The 19,704-nt window shown below is 70.5% G+C and carries 11 protein-coding genes; 7 read left to right on the forward strand and 4 right to left on the reverse strand.

Annotated elements, in window-relative coordinates; genetic code table 11:
• Positions 1–25: 25 nt before the first annotated feature.
• The 5 genes from UA75_RS30380 to UA75_RS34835 all read left to right on the forward strand — a co-directional run bounded on the left by UA75_RS30380 (position 26) and on the right by UA75_RS34835 (position 8,501).
• Positions 26–625, forward strand: a complete 600-nt coding sequence (locus tag UA75_RS30380; RefSeq protein WP_232237561.1) for a TrmH family RNA methyltransferase — start codon at positions 26–28, stop codon at positions 623–625.
• Between the two features lie 238 nt (positions 626–863).
• Positions 864–2,210 carry a glycoside hydrolase family 76 protein gene (locus tag UA75_RS30385; protein ID WP_083690955.1) on the forward strand — a complete coding sequence of 449 codons (1,347 nt, stop codon included), beginning with the start codon at positions 864–866 and terminating at the stop codon, positions 2,208–2,210.
• 169 nt (positions 2,211–2,379) lie between these two features.
• Complete coding sequence (locus tag UA75_RS30390) at positions 2,380–4,236, forward strand: NHL domain-containing thioredoxin family protein (RefSeq protein WP_075744395.1); 1,857 nt, start codon at positions 2,380–2,382, stop codon at positions 4,234–4,236.
• Between the two features lie 564 nt (positions 4,237–4,800).
• A complete protein-coding gene (locus UA75_RS30395; RefSeq protein WP_157434688.1) occupies positions 4,801–5,094 on the forward strand; it encodes a GroES family chaperonin in 294 nt (97 codons plus the stop codon).
• A 218-nt stretch (positions 5,095–5,312) separates the two neighbouring features.
• Complete coding sequence (locus UA75_RS34835) at positions 5,313–8,501, forward strand: VanW family protein (protein ID WP_232251138.1); 3,189 nt, start codon at positions 5,313–5,315, stop codon at positions 8,499–8,501.
• 520 nt (positions 8,502–9,021) lie between these two features.
• Here the strand turns inward: UA75_RS34835 and UA75_RS30405 are convergent.
• The 4 genes from UA75_RS30405 to dnaK form a co-directional block, all read right to left on the reverse strand.
• The gene (locus UA75_RS30405) at positions 9,022–9,450 is read right to left on the reverse strand and encodes a heat shock protein transcriptional repressor HspR (RefSeq protein WP_075743145.1); all 429 of its coding nucleotides are present in this window, start codon (positions 9,448–9,450) and stop codon (positions 9,022–9,024) included.
• Positions 9,451–9,898: 448 nt separating this feature from the next.
• On the reverse strand, positions 9,899–11,086 hold the full coding sequence (dnaJ, locus tag UA75_RS30415) for a molecular chaperone DnaJ (protein ID WP_075743147.1): 1,188 nt from the start codon (positions 11,084–11,086) through the stop codon (positions 9,899–9,901).
• A 23-nt stretch (positions 11,087–11,109) separates the two neighbouring features.
• Positions 11,110–11,985 carry a nucleotide exchange factor GrpE gene (locus UA75_RS30420; protein WP_075743148.1) on the reverse strand — a complete coding sequence of 292 codons (876 nt, stop codon included), beginning with the start codon at positions 11,983–11,985 and terminating at the stop codon, positions 11,110–11,112.
• Positions 11,982–13,856: a molecular chaperone DnaK gene (dnaK, locus tag UA75_RS30425; RefSeq protein ID WP_075743149.1), complete on the reverse strand. Its 1,875-nt coding sequence runs from the start codon at positions 13,854–13,856 to the stop codon at positions 11,982–11,984. The genes UA75_RS30420 and dnaK overlap by 4 nt, the downstream gene beginning before the upstream one ends.
• Positions 13,857–14,699: 843 nt before the next feature.
• On the opposite strand from dnaK, the gene UA75_RS30430 reads away from it, so the two are divergent.
• Both UA75_RS30430 and UA75_RS30435 read left to right on the forward strand, forming a co-directional pair.
• Positions 14,700–16,745 (forward strand): S1 family peptidase, encoded by a 2,046-nt coding sequence (locus UA75_RS30430; RefSeq protein ID WP_157434521.1) that lies wholly within the window; start codon positions 14,700–14,702, stop codon positions 16,743–16,745.
• A gap of 609 nt (positions 16,746–17,354) precedes the next feature.
• A complete protein-coding gene (locus tag UA75_RS30435) occupies positions 17,355–19,640 on the forward strand; it encodes a (Fe-S)-binding protein (protein WP_075744397.1) in 2,286 nt (761 codons plus the stop codon).
• The last annotated feature ends 64 nt before the right edge of the window (positions 19,641–19,704 follow it).

Here is a 19,704-nt window from a genome sequence, read left to right on the forward strand (position 1 = left end):
GTGGGTCTTCGGCGAGCCGGTGGGGGTGGGGCCGTGGCAGGGCCCGCCGCCATCGGACGATCGCTACGACCCGACGCTGCTGGCCGAGGGCGACCGACGCAACGTCATGGACGCCTACCGCTACTGGCGGCGCGAGGCCGTGGTGGCCGACCTGGACGAGCGTCGACACGACTTCCACGTGGCCATCGAGAACTTCCAGCATGACCACAACATCGGCACGGTGGTGCGCACCGCCAATGCCTTCGCCGCCAAGGCCGTGCACATCGTCGGGCGGCGGCGCTGGAATCGGCGCGGCGCGATGGTGACCGATCGCTACCAGCACGTCCTGCATCAGCCCGATGTCGCCGCGCTGCTGGCCTTCGCCGCCGAACAGGACCTGAGCGTCGTCGCAGTGGACAACACGGCGGGCTCGGTCCGGCTGGAGGAGACCGCGCTCCCCCGGCGCTGCGTGCTCGTGTTCGGCCATGAGGGCGCGGGCGTCTCGCCTGCGGCACGCGAGGGCGCCGACCTGCTGGTCTCCATCGCGCAGTTCGGCTCCACCCGCTCGATCAACGCCGGAGTCGCGGCGGGCATCGTCATGCACGACTGGGTCAGCCGACACGCGGACCTCTCGACCGCCTGGTGACGGCCGCGCCCTCCCCCGCCGGTTCCGCCAGGCCCGCTTCTCGCCGGGCCGGCTCGACCTGCGTGACGCAGGCGTCGACTCGGCCCTGCCGACGGCTGCGCAGGGGTCGCCTTCCTCGCCTGCCGAGCAGCAGACTCGGCACTACGTCCTCGAAACAGGCCGCAGCCGGGGACCTCCCGACGCGAGAACTCCACACCTCCGGCTGCGGACACCGGCCGGTAACCAGCACCATGGCGGGATGACGCGGGACTCCCAGAGCGACGGACGCAGTTCCGACCAGCCGGGCGCGGGCCACGACACCGCAGGCAGGCACGCCGCCGAGCGGACCGCCGCGGTCTGGGCGGATCGGGCGGGCGCCGCCGAGCACGCGGTACGCACCCGGCATCTGCGGCCGGTCTGGGGGCTGCCCGGCGCGCGGCTCGGGCGGATGCACTGGCCGCCGAGCCGACTGGAACGACTCGGCGTCGGCTCATGGGGCTACTGGTGGCAGGCGCACCTGCTGGACTGCGCGATCGACGCCTGGCTGCGCAGCCCGTCGCCGCGCCGCCGCGCGGTGATCCACGACGTCGTCCGGGCCGTCCCCCTGCGCAACGCGGGCTGGACGAATCACTACTTCGACGACATGGCCTGGCTGGGGCTGGCGCTGCAACGGGCGGAGGACTCGGTCCAGATCGCCCGCCCGAGGGCGATGCGGCTGCTCCTCACCGAGCTGCGCGGCGCGTGGACCGACCACGCGGGCGGCGGAATCTGGTGGCGGCGGCCCGAACGTCACCGCGACGACTTCAAGAACGTGCCGTCCAACGGACCGGCCGCGATCCTGCTGGCCAGGAACGCGCGGGCGGGCGGGCCCGGCTCGGACCTGGCACGGGCCGTCGACACCGCGGAGTGGATGGACCGCCTGCTCGTCGATCCGGACACCGGACTGGCCTGGGACGGCCTGCGCGTCACCGACGCGCCGGGCGCGCAGCCGAGCGCCGAGCCGTCCGGCCCGCCGGTCGCGCCGGGAGTCCGACTGATCGTGAAGCGGATCTACACCTACTGCCAGGGCGTGCTGCTGGGCTCCTTCCTCGAACTCGGGAGCGACACCGACGAGGAGCGGTGGTGGGAGCGGGCGAGGCGCACGATCGAGGCCGTCGACACGCACCTCGCCGACGGCGACGGGGTGCTACCTGGCCACGGCGGCGGGGACGGCGGGCTGTTCGGCGGCATCCTCGCCCGTTACCTGGCGCTCGCCGTCACGACGCTGCCCACGCACCACGCCGACGCGGCTGGCACCGCCCGACGGCTGGTGCTCGCCTCGGCCGAGGCCGCCTGGCGCAACCGGGCGGCGGCCGACGGCGGCCCGCTGTTCGGTCCGGACTGGTCGACGAAGGCGGTGGTCCCGGCGGGCCCGAGCGTTCCGAGGGCCTCCGTGGTCTCGGGCACCACCGGCTCGGCACGCGATCGAGACGGAGCCCGGCGGCCGGAGCGGGATCTCTCGGTGCAGCTGAGTGCCTGGATGCTGTTGGAGGCCGCTTCGACGGTGTCCCGGCACGACCTCCGCACGCAGCAGCCGGGCCGCCGAGACCGGCCCGACGAGACCTGACGAGGCCTGACGACCGGGCAGGCTCGGCGGCGGCCTTTCGACATCGGGCGGATCGAGGAGTAGCCACGGTCGACCGCGTCTTCCCGCCGTCGACACCGCAGGCCCGCCCCCGGTCCACATGCTGGACACGGCCGGGAACAAGCTGGTCAGCGGGTATGTTCAGGACATTATGGCCGTATCGAATCTGCGCCGTTCCCGAGTCCGGGCTCCCGAGCTGGCGGGCCGTGGCTGGCTGAACACCGGTGGCGAGTCCTACTCGATCAAGGACTTCCGGGGACGCATCGTCCTCCTGGACTTCTGGACCTTCTGCTGCATCAACTGCCTGCACGTCCTGGATGAGCTGCGGCCGTTGGAGGAGGAGTTCTCCGACGTGCTGGTCACCATCGGGGTGCACTCGCCGAAGTTCGTGCATGAGGCCGACCCGGCCGCACTCGCGGCGGCCGTGGAACGGTACGAGGTCACTCATCCGGTGTTGGACGACCCGGAGCTGATCACCTGGCAGGCGCACGCCGTCCGGGCCTGGCCGACGCTGGTCGTCATCGACCCGGAGGGCTACGTCGTGCACGTCGCGGCGGGCGAAGGCCACGTCGAGGCGCTGCGCGCGGTCATCGTCGAGCTGATCGCCGAGCACGAGTCGAAGGGGACGCTGCACCGAGGCGAGGGCCCGTACGTCGCGCCGGAGCCCGCCGAGACCACGCTGCGCTTCCCGAGCAAGGCCATCGCGACGGCGGCCGGAACCTTGCTGGTGGCCGACACGAGGCACCATCGCGTGGTCGAACTGGACGCCGACGGCGAGACGGTGCTCCGTCGGATCGGCCGGGGAACGCGAGGCGACCGGGACGGCGACTCGGCGACCGCCGAGTTCTCCGAGCCGTCGGGCCTGGCGCTGCTGCCCGAGGACGTCGCGGCCGAGGTCGGCTATCACCTGGTGGTCGCCGACACGGTCAACCACACGCTGCGCGGGGTGAACCTGACCACCGGCCGGGTACAGACGGTGGCGGGCACCGGGGAGCAGTGGCGCTCCGGTGTCGACGCCGGACCCGCGACCGAGGTCCCGCTGACCAGCCCGACGGACGTCGCCTGGTGGGGTCGGGCGGACGCCGTGATCGTCGCGATGGCGGGCAATCACACCCTCGGTCTCTTCGATCCTCGGCGCGGCACGGTGTCCCGGTTCGCGGGCACGACCGTCGAGGGCCTGTCGGACGGCCCGGCCGAGGAGGCCTTCCTCGCCCAGCCCGCAGGCCTCGCGGCCACCGAGGATCGGCTCTGGTTCGTCGACTCGGAGACCTCGGCGCTGCGCTGGGTGGGTCTGGAGGCAGGCCGGTTCACCGTGCGCACCGCCGTGGGGACCGGGCTCTTCGACTTCGGCCACCGCGACGGCCCGGCGGCCCAGGCCCTGTTCCAGCATCCGCTCGGCGTGACGGCGCTGGCCGACGGCAGCCTCGCAGTCGCCGACACCTACAACGGTGCCCTCCGCCGCTACGACCCGGCGGCCGACTCGGTGTCGACGCTGGTCGACGGGCTCGCCGAACCCTCCGGCGCAGCGCTGCTCGACGACGAACTGGTGGTGGTCAGCTCGGCGGCACATCGCGTCGACCGGCCGATCCCGCCGGGAATCGCGGCCACGCTGGTCGCGGGGCAGGCCCATCAGGTGCGGCGTCCGCCGAGCGAGCTGGCTCCCGGCCCCGTGGAGCTGGCCGTGGTGTTCACGCCGCCGCCCGGTCAGAAGCTCGACGAGCGCTACGGCCCGTCGACCAGGGTCGAGATCACCTCGTCGCCGCCGGAGCTGCTCGTGTCCGGTGCCGGGACCGACACGGCGCTGACGCGGCAGCTCGTCATCGCCGACGACGTCGAGGGCGGCGTGCTGCACGTGGTGGCCCAGGCAGCGGCCTGCGACGACGATCCCGCCGTGGAGCACCCGGCATGCAGGCTCGCGCGTCAGGACTGGGGCATCCCGATCCGCGTCGTGCCCTCCGGTGCCACTCGCCTCCCGCTGATGATGGGCGGCCTGGATCACGAGAGCTGAATCGCCGACCGAGCCCGGCCGACCGGCCGTCAGAGGCAAGGCACAGCGGGCTCGACCTCGCCGGGGTCTATAGAGCCTGTCTTTGATCCCCACTTTCCTGTTGCGCGGGGCCAGCGCGGCGATCTGCGGCGTTGTCGTCAGTCAACATAACTCCGTTATGCCTCCTTCCTCCGCCTGGCAGCTCAGCCACGCTGATCCCCGCTCACGACGAAGGAGGATCAAAGACAGGCTCTGACGGCCTGTCTCGGCGCGGTCGTCCGGGAGGTCGCGCGGTCGGGGACCGGGACGTCCGACGCCTGCGGATGAGCGGCACTGCACAGGACGATCCACATCGCCGCAGGTCCGCCTCATCAGGGCGCCCGAGGAGCCCCGATCGCCTATGCGCGCTCAGCATCCGAACGACTACCCCTAGTGCCGAGTGGGCTGGATCACCCGGTGTAACGTTGGGCTCGCACCCAGCCGGGTAGCCGAGCTCCTCGGCGTTCAGCCACCCGTGACGGTGACGTCAGCAGGTGAGGGACAAGTAGACTCCAGCGAGTGTCAGTAGCGAAGCTCGAAATCCAGATGCTGCACGACCGGGTCATGGTCCGTGTCACATCGGAGGACGGGGAACGCCGAAGCAGTGGCGGGATCGTGATTCCGGCCACCGCCCAGGTCGCGAAGCGTCTGATCTGGGGCGAGGTCGTCGGAGTCGGGAACAACGTCCGCGCGGTCAAGGCAGGCGACCGCGTCTTGTTCAGTCCTGACGAGCAGTTCGAGGTCGAGATCCAGGGCCAGGCTCACCTGGTGATGCGGGAACGTGACCTGCATGCGGTCGCCCATGAGCAGGCCGAGCACGGGACCGGACTCTATCTGTGATCGTGACCCCGATGTGACGATGGGCAGGTAGGCACTCTCTGCAAGCCCCACACGATCGAGCACGAAAGATTGGGGGAGCGGTGTCGGAGCGCACTGGCCCGTCTGAACCGCGGAACACTCGGCACGGGGAGTCAGAGCACACCACCTTCCTCACCTCGAGGGAGACGAACTCGCCGACGGCGGCGGCAACCTCGCCGCAGGCTGCGGCGTCTAACGACGTGTCAGACGTACCAGCACACCCACGGCCCGAGCGGAACGACGGCGACGCCGCCCGCGAGGCCGCGCAGGCACATCCCGCGCAGCAGGCGGGTCCGCCGGTAGACGCAGACACCGCTCCCTTCCGGCCGGTGCGGCCGAGCCAGGAATCGGACGGCTCCGCCGCCGCTCCCGCCGGGTCTGCGAGCACCTCGCAACCGCAGCAGGGCCCGCCGAATCACGGTCCGAATCAGAGCAGGACCGACCCTTCGCCGACGCCACAACGGCAGACCGGGCAGGCCCCGGCGGGCCAGGAACGCACCTCGCTGTTCCGTCCCGTCCAGCCGACCGAGGCGGGGCCGTCGTCGGGACAGGAGCCGGGCAGGCAGCAGGCAGGTCAGGAGAGCACCTCCCTGTTCCAGCCGATCCAGCAGCCGCCCGCCGCCGGGCAGCCGCACGGTGCTCAGTCACACGGTGGACAGTCACCGGGCGGACAGCCACAACAGCAGGGCGGCCAGCCGAGCGGGGCAGGCGGGCAGGAGCGCACCTCGCTCTTCCAGCCGTTCCAACAGCAGCCGGGACAACAGCAGCCGAACCCGCACCAGGGGGGTCAGCAGCAGCCGGGCCAGCCGGGTCAGCAGCAGCCGCTGAACCAGAATCAGCAGACCCAGCGTCAGCATCAGCCCGGGGAGACCGGGCCTGGGCAGAACAGACCGGACCGCCCGGCCGATCAGGGCACCGCCGGGCTCTCCGGATCGCTCACCGGCTCGCTGAGCGGCAGCGCTCCGGAACACGGCTCGCAGCCGGGCGACCGGACCGGACCGCAGGGCACTCGCCCGCAGCAGGGCGACGGCTCCGCCCTGAGCGGCTCGCTGTCCGGTGGGCTCTCCGGCTCACTCTCGCCTGACGCACCCGGAACGCGACCGCCCGCCGCCGAGGCCGAGCCGGAACGCACCACCACGTTCTCCCCGATCCGAGACGCCGAGACCACTCGCTTCGAGGGCACCGGCAGTCCCGCCCCGTCGTCCCAGTCCTCGCTGACGGGCAGGCTCGGCGACGAGTCGGCGACCACCCACGTCGCAGCGGGCTCACTCCAGAACCGCGACGGATACGCCGCGCAGACCGAGGCCATCTCCACCACGGCGCTGCCGCAGAACGCGCAGCAGGCCACGACGAACCTGAACGCGTCCCGGCCCACCGAGAACTTCACGGCAGGCGATCAGGGCCGCAACGGCGATCCGGCGTTCCAAGGCGCGCTGCTCGGCTCGGTGACGCTGCCGCCGCCCGGCAGCCCCGGCGCGGACGAGCCGCAGACGGTGGTGATCCCCCGGATCGCCGCAGGCCCTGCGATGCAGATCGAGGAGCCGCAGGGCGGCCTGACCGCGCTCTTCGACGGCAGCGAGGCGGCGGCGGAGCACGCCCGGCAGGAATCCGCTCGCCGTGAAGCCGGCGCCGAGCCGGACTCTCATTATCCGATGAGCGACGCCGAGTACGCCCGCAGGCTCGACAAGGTCAAGCGTGGCGGTCTGATCGCTGCGGCCGCCGTCGGGGTGCTCGGGCTGCTGTACGGCGCCGACCTCATGCTCACCTCCAACCACATCCCTCGGGGCGTCACCGTCGCGGGGGTCGAGATCGGCGGCATGGAGCGAGACGCCGCCGAGGATCGGCTGCGCACCGAGATCGGCCCGCGACTGGACGACCCGGTCGCCGTGCAGGCGGGCGACGTCGAGACCGAGATCGACCCGGAGTCGGCGGGGCTCACCCTGGACTGGGACCGGACGCTCACCCAGGTTCAGGATCAGCCGCTGAACCCCTTCGTCCGGCTCTCGTCCTTCTTCACGAGCCGGGACGTCGACGTCGTCACGGCCACCGACCGCGCCGCGCTCACCAGCACCGTGGAGGCACTGGCACCCGAGGTCAACCGGGAGCCCGCCGAGGGCACCATCACCTTCGAGGGCGCCACGCCCGTCGCGGTCGAGCCGGTCAACGGCCAGAATCTCGACGTCGGTCGCTCGGTCGACGTCCTGTACTCGGGCTGGGCCGACGGGCGGCGCCTCGACCTGCCGGTCAACGTCGTCGAGGTGAGCACGACCAGCGAGGGCGTCCAGCAGGCGATCACCGACTACGCGGCACCGGCCGTGGCCTCGCCCGTCACCATCACCGGCGACGGGAAGAACGCCATGCTGGAGCCGGGCGCCATCGCCTCGGCACTCACCTTCACCCCGGACGACGAGGGCGGTCTTACTCCGGAGCTGGACATGGGCAAGGTGACCGAGTCGCTCGCGCCGCAGCTCGCCGACACCGAGGAAGAGGGCCAGGACGCCGAGATCCTCTTCACCGGCGGATCGCCGACGATCGAGCCGTCCGTGGATGGCCGAGGCATCAACTGGGAGACGACGCTGGAGACGCTGCCCGACGTGCTGCGCTCCGCCGACGCCGCCGAGCGCACCCTCCCGGCGGAGTACGAGGAACAGCCCGCCGAGATCACCACCGAACAGGTCGAAGGCCTCGGCATCAACGAGGTGATCAGCAGCTTCACCACCGGCGGGTTCGCGCCCGACTCCGGCATCAACATCCGGCAGGCCGCTCAGGAGGTCAACGGCGCGATCGTCCCGCCCGGCGAGACGTTCACCCTGAACAACCACACCGGGCCGCGTGGCGCGGCCGAGGGCTACGTGGACGCGGGCATCATCCAGGACGGTGCGCCCGGCCGAGCGGTCGGCGGCGGCATCTCCCAGTTCGCCACCACGCTCTACAACGCCTACTACTTCGCGGGGCTCCAGGACAACGGCCACCAGGAGCACAGCTACTACATCAGCCGCTATCCCGAGGGCCGCGAGGCGACCGTCTTCCAGAACCCGGACGGCAGCAGCGTCATCGACGTCGGCTTCGTCAACGACAGCGACACCGGCGTGGCGATCCAGACGAACTGGACGCCCAGCGAGGTCACCGTCACGATCTGGGGAACCAAGCGCTATGAGGTCGAGTCCGTGACCGGCCCGCGCACCAACCCCACCGAGCCGCAGACCAAGGAGATCCCCGAGGGCGAGCCGTGCAGCCCCAGCAACGGCGGCGGGGGCTTCACCGTCACCGACACGCGGATCCTCCGCGATCTCTCCGGCAACGAGGTCCGGCGCGACGGCCCCCGCTCGGTCACCTACAACCCGCAGCCCCGCATCGTTTGCGGTGGCGGCGACGACAGCGACGAGTGACGTCCGAATAGCGTCATCGAGCGCAGGCGGCCGGGTCGGGAGACAGCTCCGACCCGGCCGTTCTCGTTCTCGCCTGCGGCAGGCGGGCGGTGCGGCGGCGGGTTTGTTCACCACTCGGATGGCGGGTTCTGGAGGGGCCGTCCTCGGCGGGCAGGCTCGGCTATGGATCGCGCACTGCGTGCTTTCCCGTTCCCGCTCGCCCGCCGATGGCTGGGTGGAGCCCGATCCGACAACGGAACGAGGTCAGGCGACCGATCAGCGTCGCTGGTCGGGAGCCGTCGTTGCTCGGCAGGCGGATGTCAGGCCTCCGCGCGCGGCACGGATGGCAGGCACGGTCGGAGCGTGCAGGCCGGGCGGCTCGACCGGCCTTGGCCGGGTCCACGTCACGGTGATCCTGAACCGGCGGGTTCGCAGGCCTGACCGGTGCCTGCCCCGGCACCGCCACCCCTGACGGAGTTCCAGCCTGCGCCCAGAGCCGAGTCGCGACGAGCGAGCCGTCGTCCGGCCGAGCCGAGCGCGGTCAGCGGGACTGCGGACGCCAGACGACCAGCGCGGTCTCCCGACGTACCGGCACCAGGTCTCGCCGGTAGGAGGTGTGCACGGCGGCGGCGGCCTGCTCGGCGGCGACGTGCGCCGCAGCGACCTCATGCGCCAATTCGAGCACCTGCGCGCGCAGATCCTCGACCTCGTTCTCCAGCTCGATGATGCGCTTGACCCCGGCGAGGTTGACACCCTCGTCCTGCGAGAGTCGCTGCACCTCGCGTAGCAGGCCGATGTCTCGCGCCGAGTATCGACGTCCGCCGCCTGCCGTGCGTCCCGGCGAGACCAGCCCGAGCCGGTCGTAGGTACGCAGCGTCTGGGCGTGCAGGCCGGAGAGCTGGGCGGCCACCGAGATGACGAACACCGGAGTGTCCTCGTCGACTCCTGGCGGAAACGGAATTCCGGTCATGTCGTCTCCTCCGCTTCAGGTCTGACGCTGTCAGGACTCGGCTGATCAGGTCTCGGCTGTCACGACGTCGTCGCCGCGACCGCGTCGAGCGGGCTCGGCGATCACGGCACGGCGATCGAACTGCGGTCGCCGTGGGTCCTCCTGGCGAGCGCCGTGCCGCGCGACCCCGCCACGAACGGGGCCCCGGAGCAGGCCGCGACCATGAGCAGGCCGACGCCCCGAGTCGCCCGGCGTCCGAGGAACTCCCCGGATCGGGCGGGCGCGCACCTCGGACACGCCTGTCGAGGACACGCACGCCACCGGGGCGAGAACGCACCTCACCCGCGACGCCGCCGGGACGATCGCATCGACGGTATCGGCTGCGAAGTACCCAGGGAGGGACGTCGCCACGCTCCCGGGCAGCCCTGCCCTCACCGTCGCGACCTCCGCAGTGGGGAACACGTCGGCGTCACCCCCGGTGTCCGTCGTCCAACAGTCTGGTCAGCTCGGCACGGGGATCGTGCTCCTCGGTGGCCTCCGCGTAGGCACGCAGGGCCTCCTCGGCCTTGCCCTCCAGCCGGGACGGGACGGTGACCTGGAGAGTCACGAGCAGATCGCCCGTGGAACCGTCCCGTTTGCCGATGCCCCGGCCACGGACACGCAGCACGCGGCCGCTGGTCGTACCGGGCGCCACCTTCACCGACACCCGCCCGTCCAGGGTCGGCACACTCAGTGTGGCGCCCAGGGTCAGCTCGGGAAAGGTCACCGGGAGCGCCAGGGTCAGATCGTCACCCTCTCGGCCGAACACCGGGTGCGGGGTGACGTGCACTCGGACGTAGAGATCGCCTGCGGCCGCGCCGCGCCTGCCCGGCTCGCCCTGTCCGGAGAGTCGAATGCGCTGTCCGTCGGTGACGCCGCTGGGGATGCGCACCGTCAGCGTCCTGGTCTGAGTGCTGACGCCGTCACCGCCGCATTCCGGGCAGGGATCGTCGATCAGCTTTCCGGTGCCCCGGCAGTCACGGCACGGCTCGCTGAACGCGAAGGCCCCCTGGCTGCGGGTGACCAGACCCGCGCCGGAACACGTCGGACACGTCCTCGGCGAGGTGCCGGGGCGGGCACCGGAGCCGTGACAGGTGGTGCAGGCCGCCGGGCTGGACAGCCGCAGCGGAACGGTGGCGCCCCGGATCGCCTCGACGAAGTCGAGACGGATCTCGGTCTCCACGTCCGCGCCGCGCTGCGGTCGGGCACCGCCCTGTTGGGCGCCCCGCTGCTTGCCGAAGAGACCGCCGAGGATGTCGCCGATCCCGCCCGCACCGCCTGCCGCACCGCCACCCCGGTTGGCGAACATGTCGCTGAAGTCGAAGGTGCTGTTGCCGAAGCCCTCGAAGTTGTTGGGACGGAAGCCGCCACCGCCCGAGCCGCCGAAGAGTCTGCGCGCCTCGTCGTACTGCTTGCGCTTCTCCGAGTCAGAGAGCACGCCATAGGCCTCGGACACCGCCTTGAAGCGGGACTCGGCCTTGGTGTCGCCCGGGTTCGCGTCCGGATGCAGTTCCCTGGCGAGCTTGCGGTAGGACCGCTTCACCTCGTCAGAGGACGCGTCAGGAGGGACGCCCAACTCCGCGTAGAAGTCCTTCTCGATCCAGTCTCTCGCGCTCATTCGGACGTCCCCCCTTCTGACGATCAGTCTTCCTTGGCAGCCGACTCGCCGACAGCGTCGGTCGACGAGCCTGCCTGCTGATCACTCGACGGCGTCTCGTCCGCCGCGGCCGCCGAGGAGGCGGGCGCGGCGGCCTCGTAGTCGGTGACCGCGACCAGAGCCGGGCGCAGGATCCGGTCGCCGAACCGGTAACCGCGCCGGAGCACCATCGTCACGGTCGGCCCGGACACGTCGGGAGACGTGTCGTGCTGCACCGCTTCGTGCGCCGTCGGGTCGAACGGCTCGTTCGCCTCACCGTAGGGCTCGAGGCCCGACTTGGTGAGTGCCCCGACCAGCTTGTCCGCCACCGACCGGAAGGCACCGGTCAGATCACCGTGGGCCTCGGCCCGCTCCAGGTCGTCCAGGACGACGAGGAGCTCGGCGGCGAGCTGAGACCGACCCGCCACCGCGACGGCCTCCCGATCACGGTCGACCCGCTTGCGGTAGTTCGCGTACTCGGCGTTCAACCGCTTCAGATCGGCCGTGCGGTCGGCGAGCTGCCGGGTGAGGTCCTCCCACTCGGCCTGGACCGGGTCGGCCGCCCCCGACGGGGGGGACGCGGCTGCCGCCTCGGCCGCCGCCGTCAGGTCGGCGACGTCGTCCTCGGTCGGGAAGACCGGCTGATCGGCGGCCGAGTCCACCGTCTCCTCGGCTTCGATCACCGCGTCCGGTCCGGCGGCAGCAGTGTCCGCGGAGTTCTCGGACGGGGCGGCCTGCTTCTCGGACGTCGCATCGGCGGGCTCGGACACACGCACCTCTCCGGTCTGCGGGTCGATGCGGCGGCGGTCGTGGAACGCGAACCGCGGCTGCTCCGTCCCGCTCTCGTTCTCCCCGTTCTCCGCTCGGTCCGAGGAACTCACTTCTTGTCCTTGTCGTCCTCGTCGACGATCTCGGCGTCCACGACGTCGTCCTTCTGCGCACCGGCACCAGCACCGGCACCTGCCCCGCCGGGTGCCTCGGCGCCCTCGGCACCGGGGGCGCCCGCAGCTCCCGCGTCGGCGTAGAGCGCCTGGCCCAGGGTCTGCGACTCGGTGGCCAGCTTCTCCACTGCGGTGCGGATCGCCGCGACGTCGGTGCCCTTGAGGGCTTCCTTGGCCTCGGTGACGGCCGTCGTCACCTTCTCCTTGGCCTCGGCGGGCAGCTTCTCGTCGTTGTCCTTGATGAACTTCTCGGTCTGGTAGACGAGGGTCTCCGCCTGGTTGCGGACCTCCGCCTCCTCACGACGCTGCTTGTCGTCCTCGGCGTGCGCCTCGGCTTCCTGCATCATCCGGTCGATCTCGTCCTTGGGCAGGGCCGAGCCGCCGGTGATGGTCATCGACTGCTCGTTGCCGGTGCCCAGGTCCTTCGCGGACACGTGCACGATGCCGTTCGCGTCGATGTCGAAGGTGACCTCGATCTGCGGCAGGCCGCGCGGCGACGGCGGCAGCCCGATCAGCTCGAACATGCCGAGCTTCTTGTTGTAGGCGGCGATCTCGCGCTCACCCTGGAAGACCTGGATCTGCACCGAGGGCTGGTTGTCGTCGGCGGTGGTGAAGATCTCCGAGCGCTTGGTCGGGATCGTCGTGTTGCGCTCGATGAGCTTGGTCATGACGCCGCCCTTGGTCTCGATGCCCAGGGACAGCGGGGTGACGTCGAGCAGCAGGACGTCCTTGACCTCGCCCTTGAGGACGCCCGCCTGCAACGAGGCGCCGACCGCGACGACCTCGTCGGGGTTCACGCCCTTGTTGGGCTCGCGTCCGCCGGTCAGCTCGGTGATCAGCTCGCCGACGGCGGGCATCCGGGTGGAGCCGCCGACCAGGACGACGTGGTCGATGGCCGAGATCGAGACGCCCGCGTCCTTGATGACGTTGGCGAACGGCGCGCGGCAGCGGTCGAGCAGGTCCGAGGTGATGCGCTGGAACTCGGCGCGGGAGAGCGTCTCGTCCAGGAACAGCGGGTTCTTCTCGGAGTCGACCGTGATGTACGGCAGGTTGATCGCGGCCGTCGACGAGGAGGACAGCTCGATCTTGGCCTTCTCGGCGGCCTCACGCAGCCGCTGCATGGCCATCTTGTCCTTGGTCAGGTCGATGCCCTGCGAGGACTTGAACTTCTCGACCAGCCAGTCCACGACCCGCTGGTCCCAGTCGTCACCGCCGAGGAGGTTGTCACCCGAGGTGGCGCGGACCTCGACGACGCCGTCGCCGATCTCCAGCAGGGACACGTCGAACGTGCCGCCGCCGAGGTCGAAGACGAGGATCGTCTGTTCCTTCTCGCCCTTGTCCAGGCCGTAGGCCAGCGCGGCCGCCGTCGGCTCGTTGACGATGCGGAGCACGTTGAGCCCCGCGATCGTCCCGGCCTCCTTGGTGGCCTGCCGCTGGGCGTCCTCGAAGTAGGCGGGCACGGTGATCACAGCGTCGGTGATCTCCTCGCCGAGGTAGGCCTCGGCGTCCCGCTTCAGCTTCTGCAGGGTCCTGGCGCTGATCTCCTGCGAGGTGTACTTCTTGCCGTCGATCTCCACGGTCCAGTCGGTACCCATGTACCGCTTGACCGAGCGGATCGTCCGGTCGACGTTGGTGACCGCCTGGTTCTTGGCCGACTGGCCGACCAGCACCTCGCCGTTCTTCGCGAACGCGACGACCGACGGCGTCGTCCGCGAACCCTCGGAGTTCGCGATGACCGTCGGTTCACCACCCTCCAACACGGCGACAACCGAGTTGGTCGTACCGAGGTCGATACCGACCGCACGCGACATCGAGGAACCTCCAGCTAAAAGACGTGTGTGTCAGAGCCTGAGCGGCTCACGCTCAAGTCTGGCAGACCTACAGGCCCACGACGGCGACTTGAGCGAGTTCCACTCAACCTTCCTGCCTGTGAACGCAGGATATCGGGGAGAAGTTCCCGAGTCCGCCCTCGCCTGACCCGACGAGACGCGGATCACGATCCAACCCCAACGCCAGGCGAGGCGGGGGTCGCCCGGCACCGGCCGGCCGGTCACGCCACCGGAGGGGTCGGGCTCGGCCTGCCGCTATCGCCCCGTATCGCCCCGCAGACTCTCGCGCCGAGAAGTCGCTCCGAGCCCGCCCGAGTCGCCGACGCCCGCGGATCGGGGACGCCCGCCCGCCGAGCGAGTGCGCAGGCCGCTCGCACCGTCCCACCAGGTGGATCGACAGGCCGCCGAAGGGGCGATCGGCGTCACCCTCGGCAGCCGATCACGGATCGATCACTCGAAGATCGACCGCGACGCTCTTCGGACCCCTGGCGCACCAGGGAAATCGCTCTGCCTCGTCGCGCTCGCGTGCCCCAGCCGCCCCATTGCCACGCACGAATCTCACCTGAAGTGACAATGCGATCACTCCATGGAGCTAAGCGGGGCAGCTGACTGGCGGCTTCGCAGGGTACACGCACATTTCGGACGCATCACCCAAAGCCAGACGCACGGTCAACGAACCCGCACGCTGCGTATATAACGAACAGGTCAACTTCGTGCCTATTTTCACGAGCACCACCCGTGCCAACCTTCCGTGAGGTTACGGTCCCCTCGTCACCTGAACGTGTGATCCCAACCGGGGGGCTGGGGCACTGGGGAAGGAGCTAAATGAGCAAGGCAAGTCCCAGTCGGGGGCTGCTCGCCGCGGCGTTGTCCGCCGGTGTTGTCACTCTGGGGGCCTTCGGGGGCGTCGCAAGCGCCCAGACCGAGGATGCGTCCCCGCTGAGCAGCGCCGACGTGAACGTCGAGTCGATCCCCTCCGAGATGCAGGTCGCCATCGAGCGTGACCTCGGCATCAGCGCCGAGGCATACGCAGAGCAGGCCACGGCGGCAGGCAACGCGTCGATCACCAGCACCCGGCTCGCCGGTGAACTGGGCGACAGCTTCGGCGGCTCGTGGTTCAACTCGGACACGAACTCGCTCCACGTCAAGGTCACCGACAACGCGGCGGCGCAGGTCGCCGTCGATCTCGGTGCCGAGGTCGAGGTCGGTGGACCCAGCCTCAGCCAGCTCGACGCCGCGAGCGCAGAACTCGCCTCGTGGGCGTCCGGCCAGGGCGGCCTCGTCGCAGGCGTCTCGGTCGACGTCCAGAGCAGCTCGGTCGTCGTGACCCTCGCCAATGGCGAAGAGGCCGCAGGCCTCGCAGGCCAGGTCCCGAACGTCGGTGTCGACGTCACGACCCAGCAGGAGACCGCCGAGCGCAGGCTCGTCGAGATCAACGCGGGCGACGGCTACTTCACCGGCAACCAGGCCGAGGACCAGCTCCTCGGCATCTGCTCCTTCGGCTTCCCGGCGTACAACGCCGCAGGCAGCCCCCTGTACCTGACCGCCGGGCACTGCTACGGCGACGAGGACTACAGCGTCGCCTACCGGGAGACCCCCGGCCAGGAGCCGACGCTGCCGCTGGAGCGCCTCGGCGACTTCGACGTCGTGTCCTTCGGTGAGAACAACACCGACTTCGCGACCATCAACGTCACCGGCGACACCATCGCCCCGGCCGTCAACACCTGGGACGGCTCCACGACCACCCTCACCGGGGTCGTCGCGCCGATCGAGGGCATGGAGGTCTGCAAGTCGGGCCGCACCACCCAGTACACCTGTGGCGAGATCACACACGCCGCGACCACCTGGGAGGGCGTGAACGACGGCAACGGAAACCTCGTCGACATCGACGGCTTCGAGCACAGCGCCTGCACCGAGGGCGGTGACAGTGGCGGTGCCATCGTCGCGGGCTCCCTCGCCGTCGGCATCACCTCCGCTGCCGCGGGCAACGCCGACGGCGGCTGCGAGATCACGGACGGTCAGGGCAACCCGATCGACCCGATCTCGCTCGGCGTCTCGCTGACCTCCGACGTGCTGCCCCACCTGGACGGCGTCGCCGTTCTCACCGAGGTCAACGCGCCGGTCATCGAGTCCCCCGAGGACGGCCAGCGCGTCGGCGAGGACGAGCAGGTCATCAGCGGTACCGCGAACCCGTTCGCCACGCTCTCCGTGCAGATCAACGACCAGACCGCCGAGGTTCAGGCCGACGCTGACGGTGCCTGGGAGCTTCGTCCCAACGACGCGCTGCCGGTCGGCGAATACTCGGTCACCGCGACGCAGTCGCTGACGGTGGGCGGCGAGAGCTGGACCTCCGAGGAGACCAGCCTCACCTTCTTCGTCGCCCCGGCCGCTCCGGCCATCCTGGAGCCCGCCGACGGCGCCGAGAGCGACAACGCCACGCCGACCGTCAGCGGTACCGCTGAGGCCGGTGCGATCGTCACCGTCTCGGTCGACGACAAGGAGATCGGCAGCTCCGACGCCGACGCCGATGGCAACTGGTCCGTCAACGTCGTCGACGCGCTGCCCGCGGGCTCGCACACCATCACCGCCGTGCAGGTCATCGACGGTGTCGACTCCGCGACCGCCAGCGTGACCTACATCGTGCTGGACGAAGACGGCGAGGTCCCGCCCCCCACCACGCCGCCCGGCGACGGTGACGGGGAAGGCCCGGGTGCCGGTGCTCCGGACGAGGACGAGGACGACCTGGCTGACACCGGTGCGAACTTCATCCTCCCGCTGATCATCATCGGCGGCGTGGCACTCGCAGGCGGAACCTTCATGGCGCTCAAGTTCCGGCGTCGCAACGCCGCGGGCACCGACGGCATCGCCTGATACCCGGTGATACCGGTTCGATGAACCGCTGAACGACCGAGAGGGCGGCCACTCCAGATCGGAGTGGCCGCCCTCTCTCGCGTCCGGGCCGTCCGGGCCGATGTCGACGCACGACTACCCGTCACGTCTTCTTCGCACGAGGGACGGGCCGAGAACGGCGACCCCGGCCTGCTCCACGCCGAGCCGGGCGCGGCGGTTCGCCGCCGGCGGTCCACACTGGACCGGGCTCACGGGCAGCTCCGGCACGGCTCGGGACTTCGGACCGACCGACACGCGCGGGCCGTCACCCTAGTCCGCTCGCTCGGCTGCCTGCTCGAATCCGGCCTGGGCAAGGCACCGCCGCCTGCTCGCCGCCTCCCACGACAGGCTCGCCGACGACGAAGACTGCAAGGCCCGAAGCCGCCGCAGGCGCACCAGAACGGCGGGACCGGCGGACGTCCCTGGGAACACGGACACGATCGCGCGGTGATCCTGTCGAACGTCAACGCGCTCGAAGTCGCGTGGTCCGGGCAGGGGACACTCGTCGTACCGCCGACACCACGGTGGTTACCGACCGGTAACTTGACGTACGCTGCCCACACTCGAAAGTTCGGACTGGAGGCTTCGGGGATGGACGTCCTGCACCTGGCCCTGGCGGCGATCAGCTATGCGGTGACCGCGGTCGCGCTCGTCCTGTTGATCAAGGCGGCAGTGAGCATCGTGCGCACCGTCCGGCTGGGTCAGCCGGACCCGACCCGCAACGGCCCGCTCCCGCGCAGGCTGAAGACGATGCTGGTCGAGATCGTCGGCCACACCCGGATGCTCAAATGGGGCATCGTCGGGGTCGCGCACTGGTTCGTGATGGTCGGCTTCATCACGCTGATCCTGACCCTCGTCGAGGCCTACGGCGAGACCTGGAATCCGTTCTTCAGCCTGCCGATCCTGGGTTCCTGGAGCCTGTGGGGCCTGTTCGTCGAGATCATGGCGACCACCACGGTGCTGGGCATCCTGGTCCTGATCGTCATCCGGCAGCGCAGTCACCCCCGCCGCGCCGACCTCCAGTCCCGCTTCGCGGGCTCGAACTTCTGGCAGGCCTACTTCGTCGAGGCCGTCATCCTCGGTGTCGGTGTCTGCATCCTGCTCATCAGGGGCTTCAAGGCGGCCACCGATCACCTGGCCTACCCGGTGTGGGCGGCGCCGATCTCGCACGCGCTGGGTGCGATCCTCCCCGCCTCCGCCCTCGGCATCTCGATCGTCGCGACGGTGAAGGTCCTGATCTCGATGACCTGGGCGATCGTCATCGCCAGGAACCTCACCATGGGCGTCGCCTGGCACCGCTTCAGCGCCTTCTTCAACATCTACTTCAAGCGCGAGGCCGACGGCGCCGTCGCGCTGGGCGCCGTGAAGCCGATGATGAGCGGCGGCAAGCCGCTGGACTTCGAGGAGGCCGACCCCGACAAGGACGTCTTCGGTGCGGGCAAGATCGAGGACTTCAGCTGGAAGGGCTGGCTGGACTTCTCCACCTGCACCGAGTGCGGCCGTTGCCAGTCGCAGTGCCCCGCGTGGAACACCGCCAAGCCGCTGTCGCCGAAGCTGCTGATCACCTCGCTGCGTGATCACGCCTACGCGAAGGCCCCGTACCTGCTCGCGGGCGGCAGCAAGGACATGGCGGGCGACGAGGTCGGCATCACCGGCGACGACGCGGAGGCGAGGATCGCGGCGATCCACCGCGACGTGCTCGCCGAGGCGGAACGTCCGCTGGTCGGCGGGCTCGACGAACTCGGCGTCATCGACCCCGAGGTCCTGTGGTCGTGCACCACCTGCGGCGCCTGCGTCGAGCAGTGCCCGGTGGACATCGAGCACGTCGACCACATCATCGACATGCGGCGCTACCAGGTGCTCATCGAGTCGAACTTCCCCAGCGAACTCGGCGGGATGTTCAAGAACCTGGAGAACAAGGGCAACCCCTGGGGCCAGAACGCCAAGGACCGGCTGGCCTGGACCCAGGAGCTGGACTTCGAGGTCCCCGTCTTCGACGGCGAGCTGGCCGAGGACGTCGAGTACCTGTACTGGGTCGGCTGTGCGGGCGCCTTCGAGGATCGAGCCCGCAAGACCACCCAGGCCGTCGCCGAGCTGCTCCACCTGGCCGACGTCAAGTACACGGTGCTGGGCCCGGACGAGACCTGCACCGGCGACCCGGCCCGACGCGCGGGCAACGAGTTCCTGTTCCAGATGCTGGCCCAGCAGAACGTGGAGACGCTCAACGCCGTCTTCGAGGGCAGGGAGAAGCACAAGCGCAAGATCGTGGCGACCTGCGCGCACTGCTTCAACAGCCTGGCCAACGAGTACTCCCAGCTCGGCGGGGAGTACGAGGTCGTCCACCACACCCAACTGCTGAATCGGCTCGTCCGCGAGCGGCGGCTGGTCCCGGTGGCCGCCGTCGCCGAGGACGTCACGTATCACGACCCCTGCTACCTCGGCAGGCACAACCAGGTCTACAGCCCGCCGCGCGAGCTGATCGGCGCCTCCGGCGCGGCCATGCGGGAGATGCCCCGGCACGGGGACCGCTCGATGTGCTGCGGCGCGGGCGGTGCACGGATGTGGATGGAGGAGCGGGTCGGCAAGCGGATCAACGTCGAACGGGTCGACGAGGCGCTCGGGACCGCGCCGACGAAGATCGCCACCGGCTGTCCGTTCTGCCGCGTGATGCTCACCGACGGCGTGACCGCGAAGCAGAGTGAGGGCCAGGGCGAGAACGTGGAGGTCGTGGACGTCGCCCAGCTGCTGCTCAGTGCGGTCCGACGCGGCCAGACGCAGGCGGTCGGCGCGGTCGGATCGGATGCCCGTGCCGATGTCCCCACCGACGAGACCGCCACCGGGACGCCGTTGCCCGACGCGCAGGGCTCGACCCGCTAGCGTCTGTCCCGGCTGTTCGAACGCCCTTCGCCGGCCTCGGCGGGGGGCGTTCGTCGTCATGGCC

Source organism: Actinoalloteichus sp. GBA129-24, from assembly GCF_001941645.1.
Classification (GTDB): Bacteria; Actinomycetota; Actinomycetes; order Mycobacteriales; family Pseudonocardiaceae; genus Actinoalloteichus_A; species Actinoalloteichus_A fjordicus.

Bases quoted from the DNA above. Each gene is read 5' to 3' on its own strand.
- dnaK (WP_075743149.1), bottom strand. From the start codon at position 13,856: ATGTCGCGTGCGGTCGGTATCGACCTCGGTACGACCAACTCGGTTGTC.
- UA75_RS30405 (WP_075743145.1), bottom strand. From the start codon at position 9,450: ATGACCGGAATTCCGTTTCCGCCAGGAGTCGACGAGGACACTCCGGTG.
- UA75_RS30385 (WP_083690955.1), top strand. From the start codon at position 864: ATGACGCGGGACTCCCAGAGCGACGGACGCAGTTCCGACCAGCCGGGC.
- UA75_RS30390 (WP_075744395.1), top strand. From the start codon at position 2,380: ATGGCCGTATCGAATCTGCGCCGTTCCCGAGTCCGGGCTCCCGAGCTG.
- UA75_RS30435 (WP_075744397.1), top strand. From the start codon at position 17,355: ATGGACGTCCTGCACCTGGCCCTGGCGGCGATCAGCTATGCGGTGACC.
- UA75_RS30395 (WP_157434688.1), top strand. From the start codon at position 4,801: ATGCTGCACGACCGGGTCATGGTCCGTGTCACATCGGAGGACGGGGAA.
- dnaJ (WP_075743147.1), bottom strand. From the start codon at position 11,086: ATGAGCGCGAGAGACTGGATCGAGAAGGACTTCTACGCGGAGTTGGGC.
- UA75_RS30430 (WP_157434521.1), top strand. From the start codon at position 14,700: ATGAGCAAGGCAAGTCCCAGTCGGGGGCTGCTCGCCGCGGCGTTGTCC.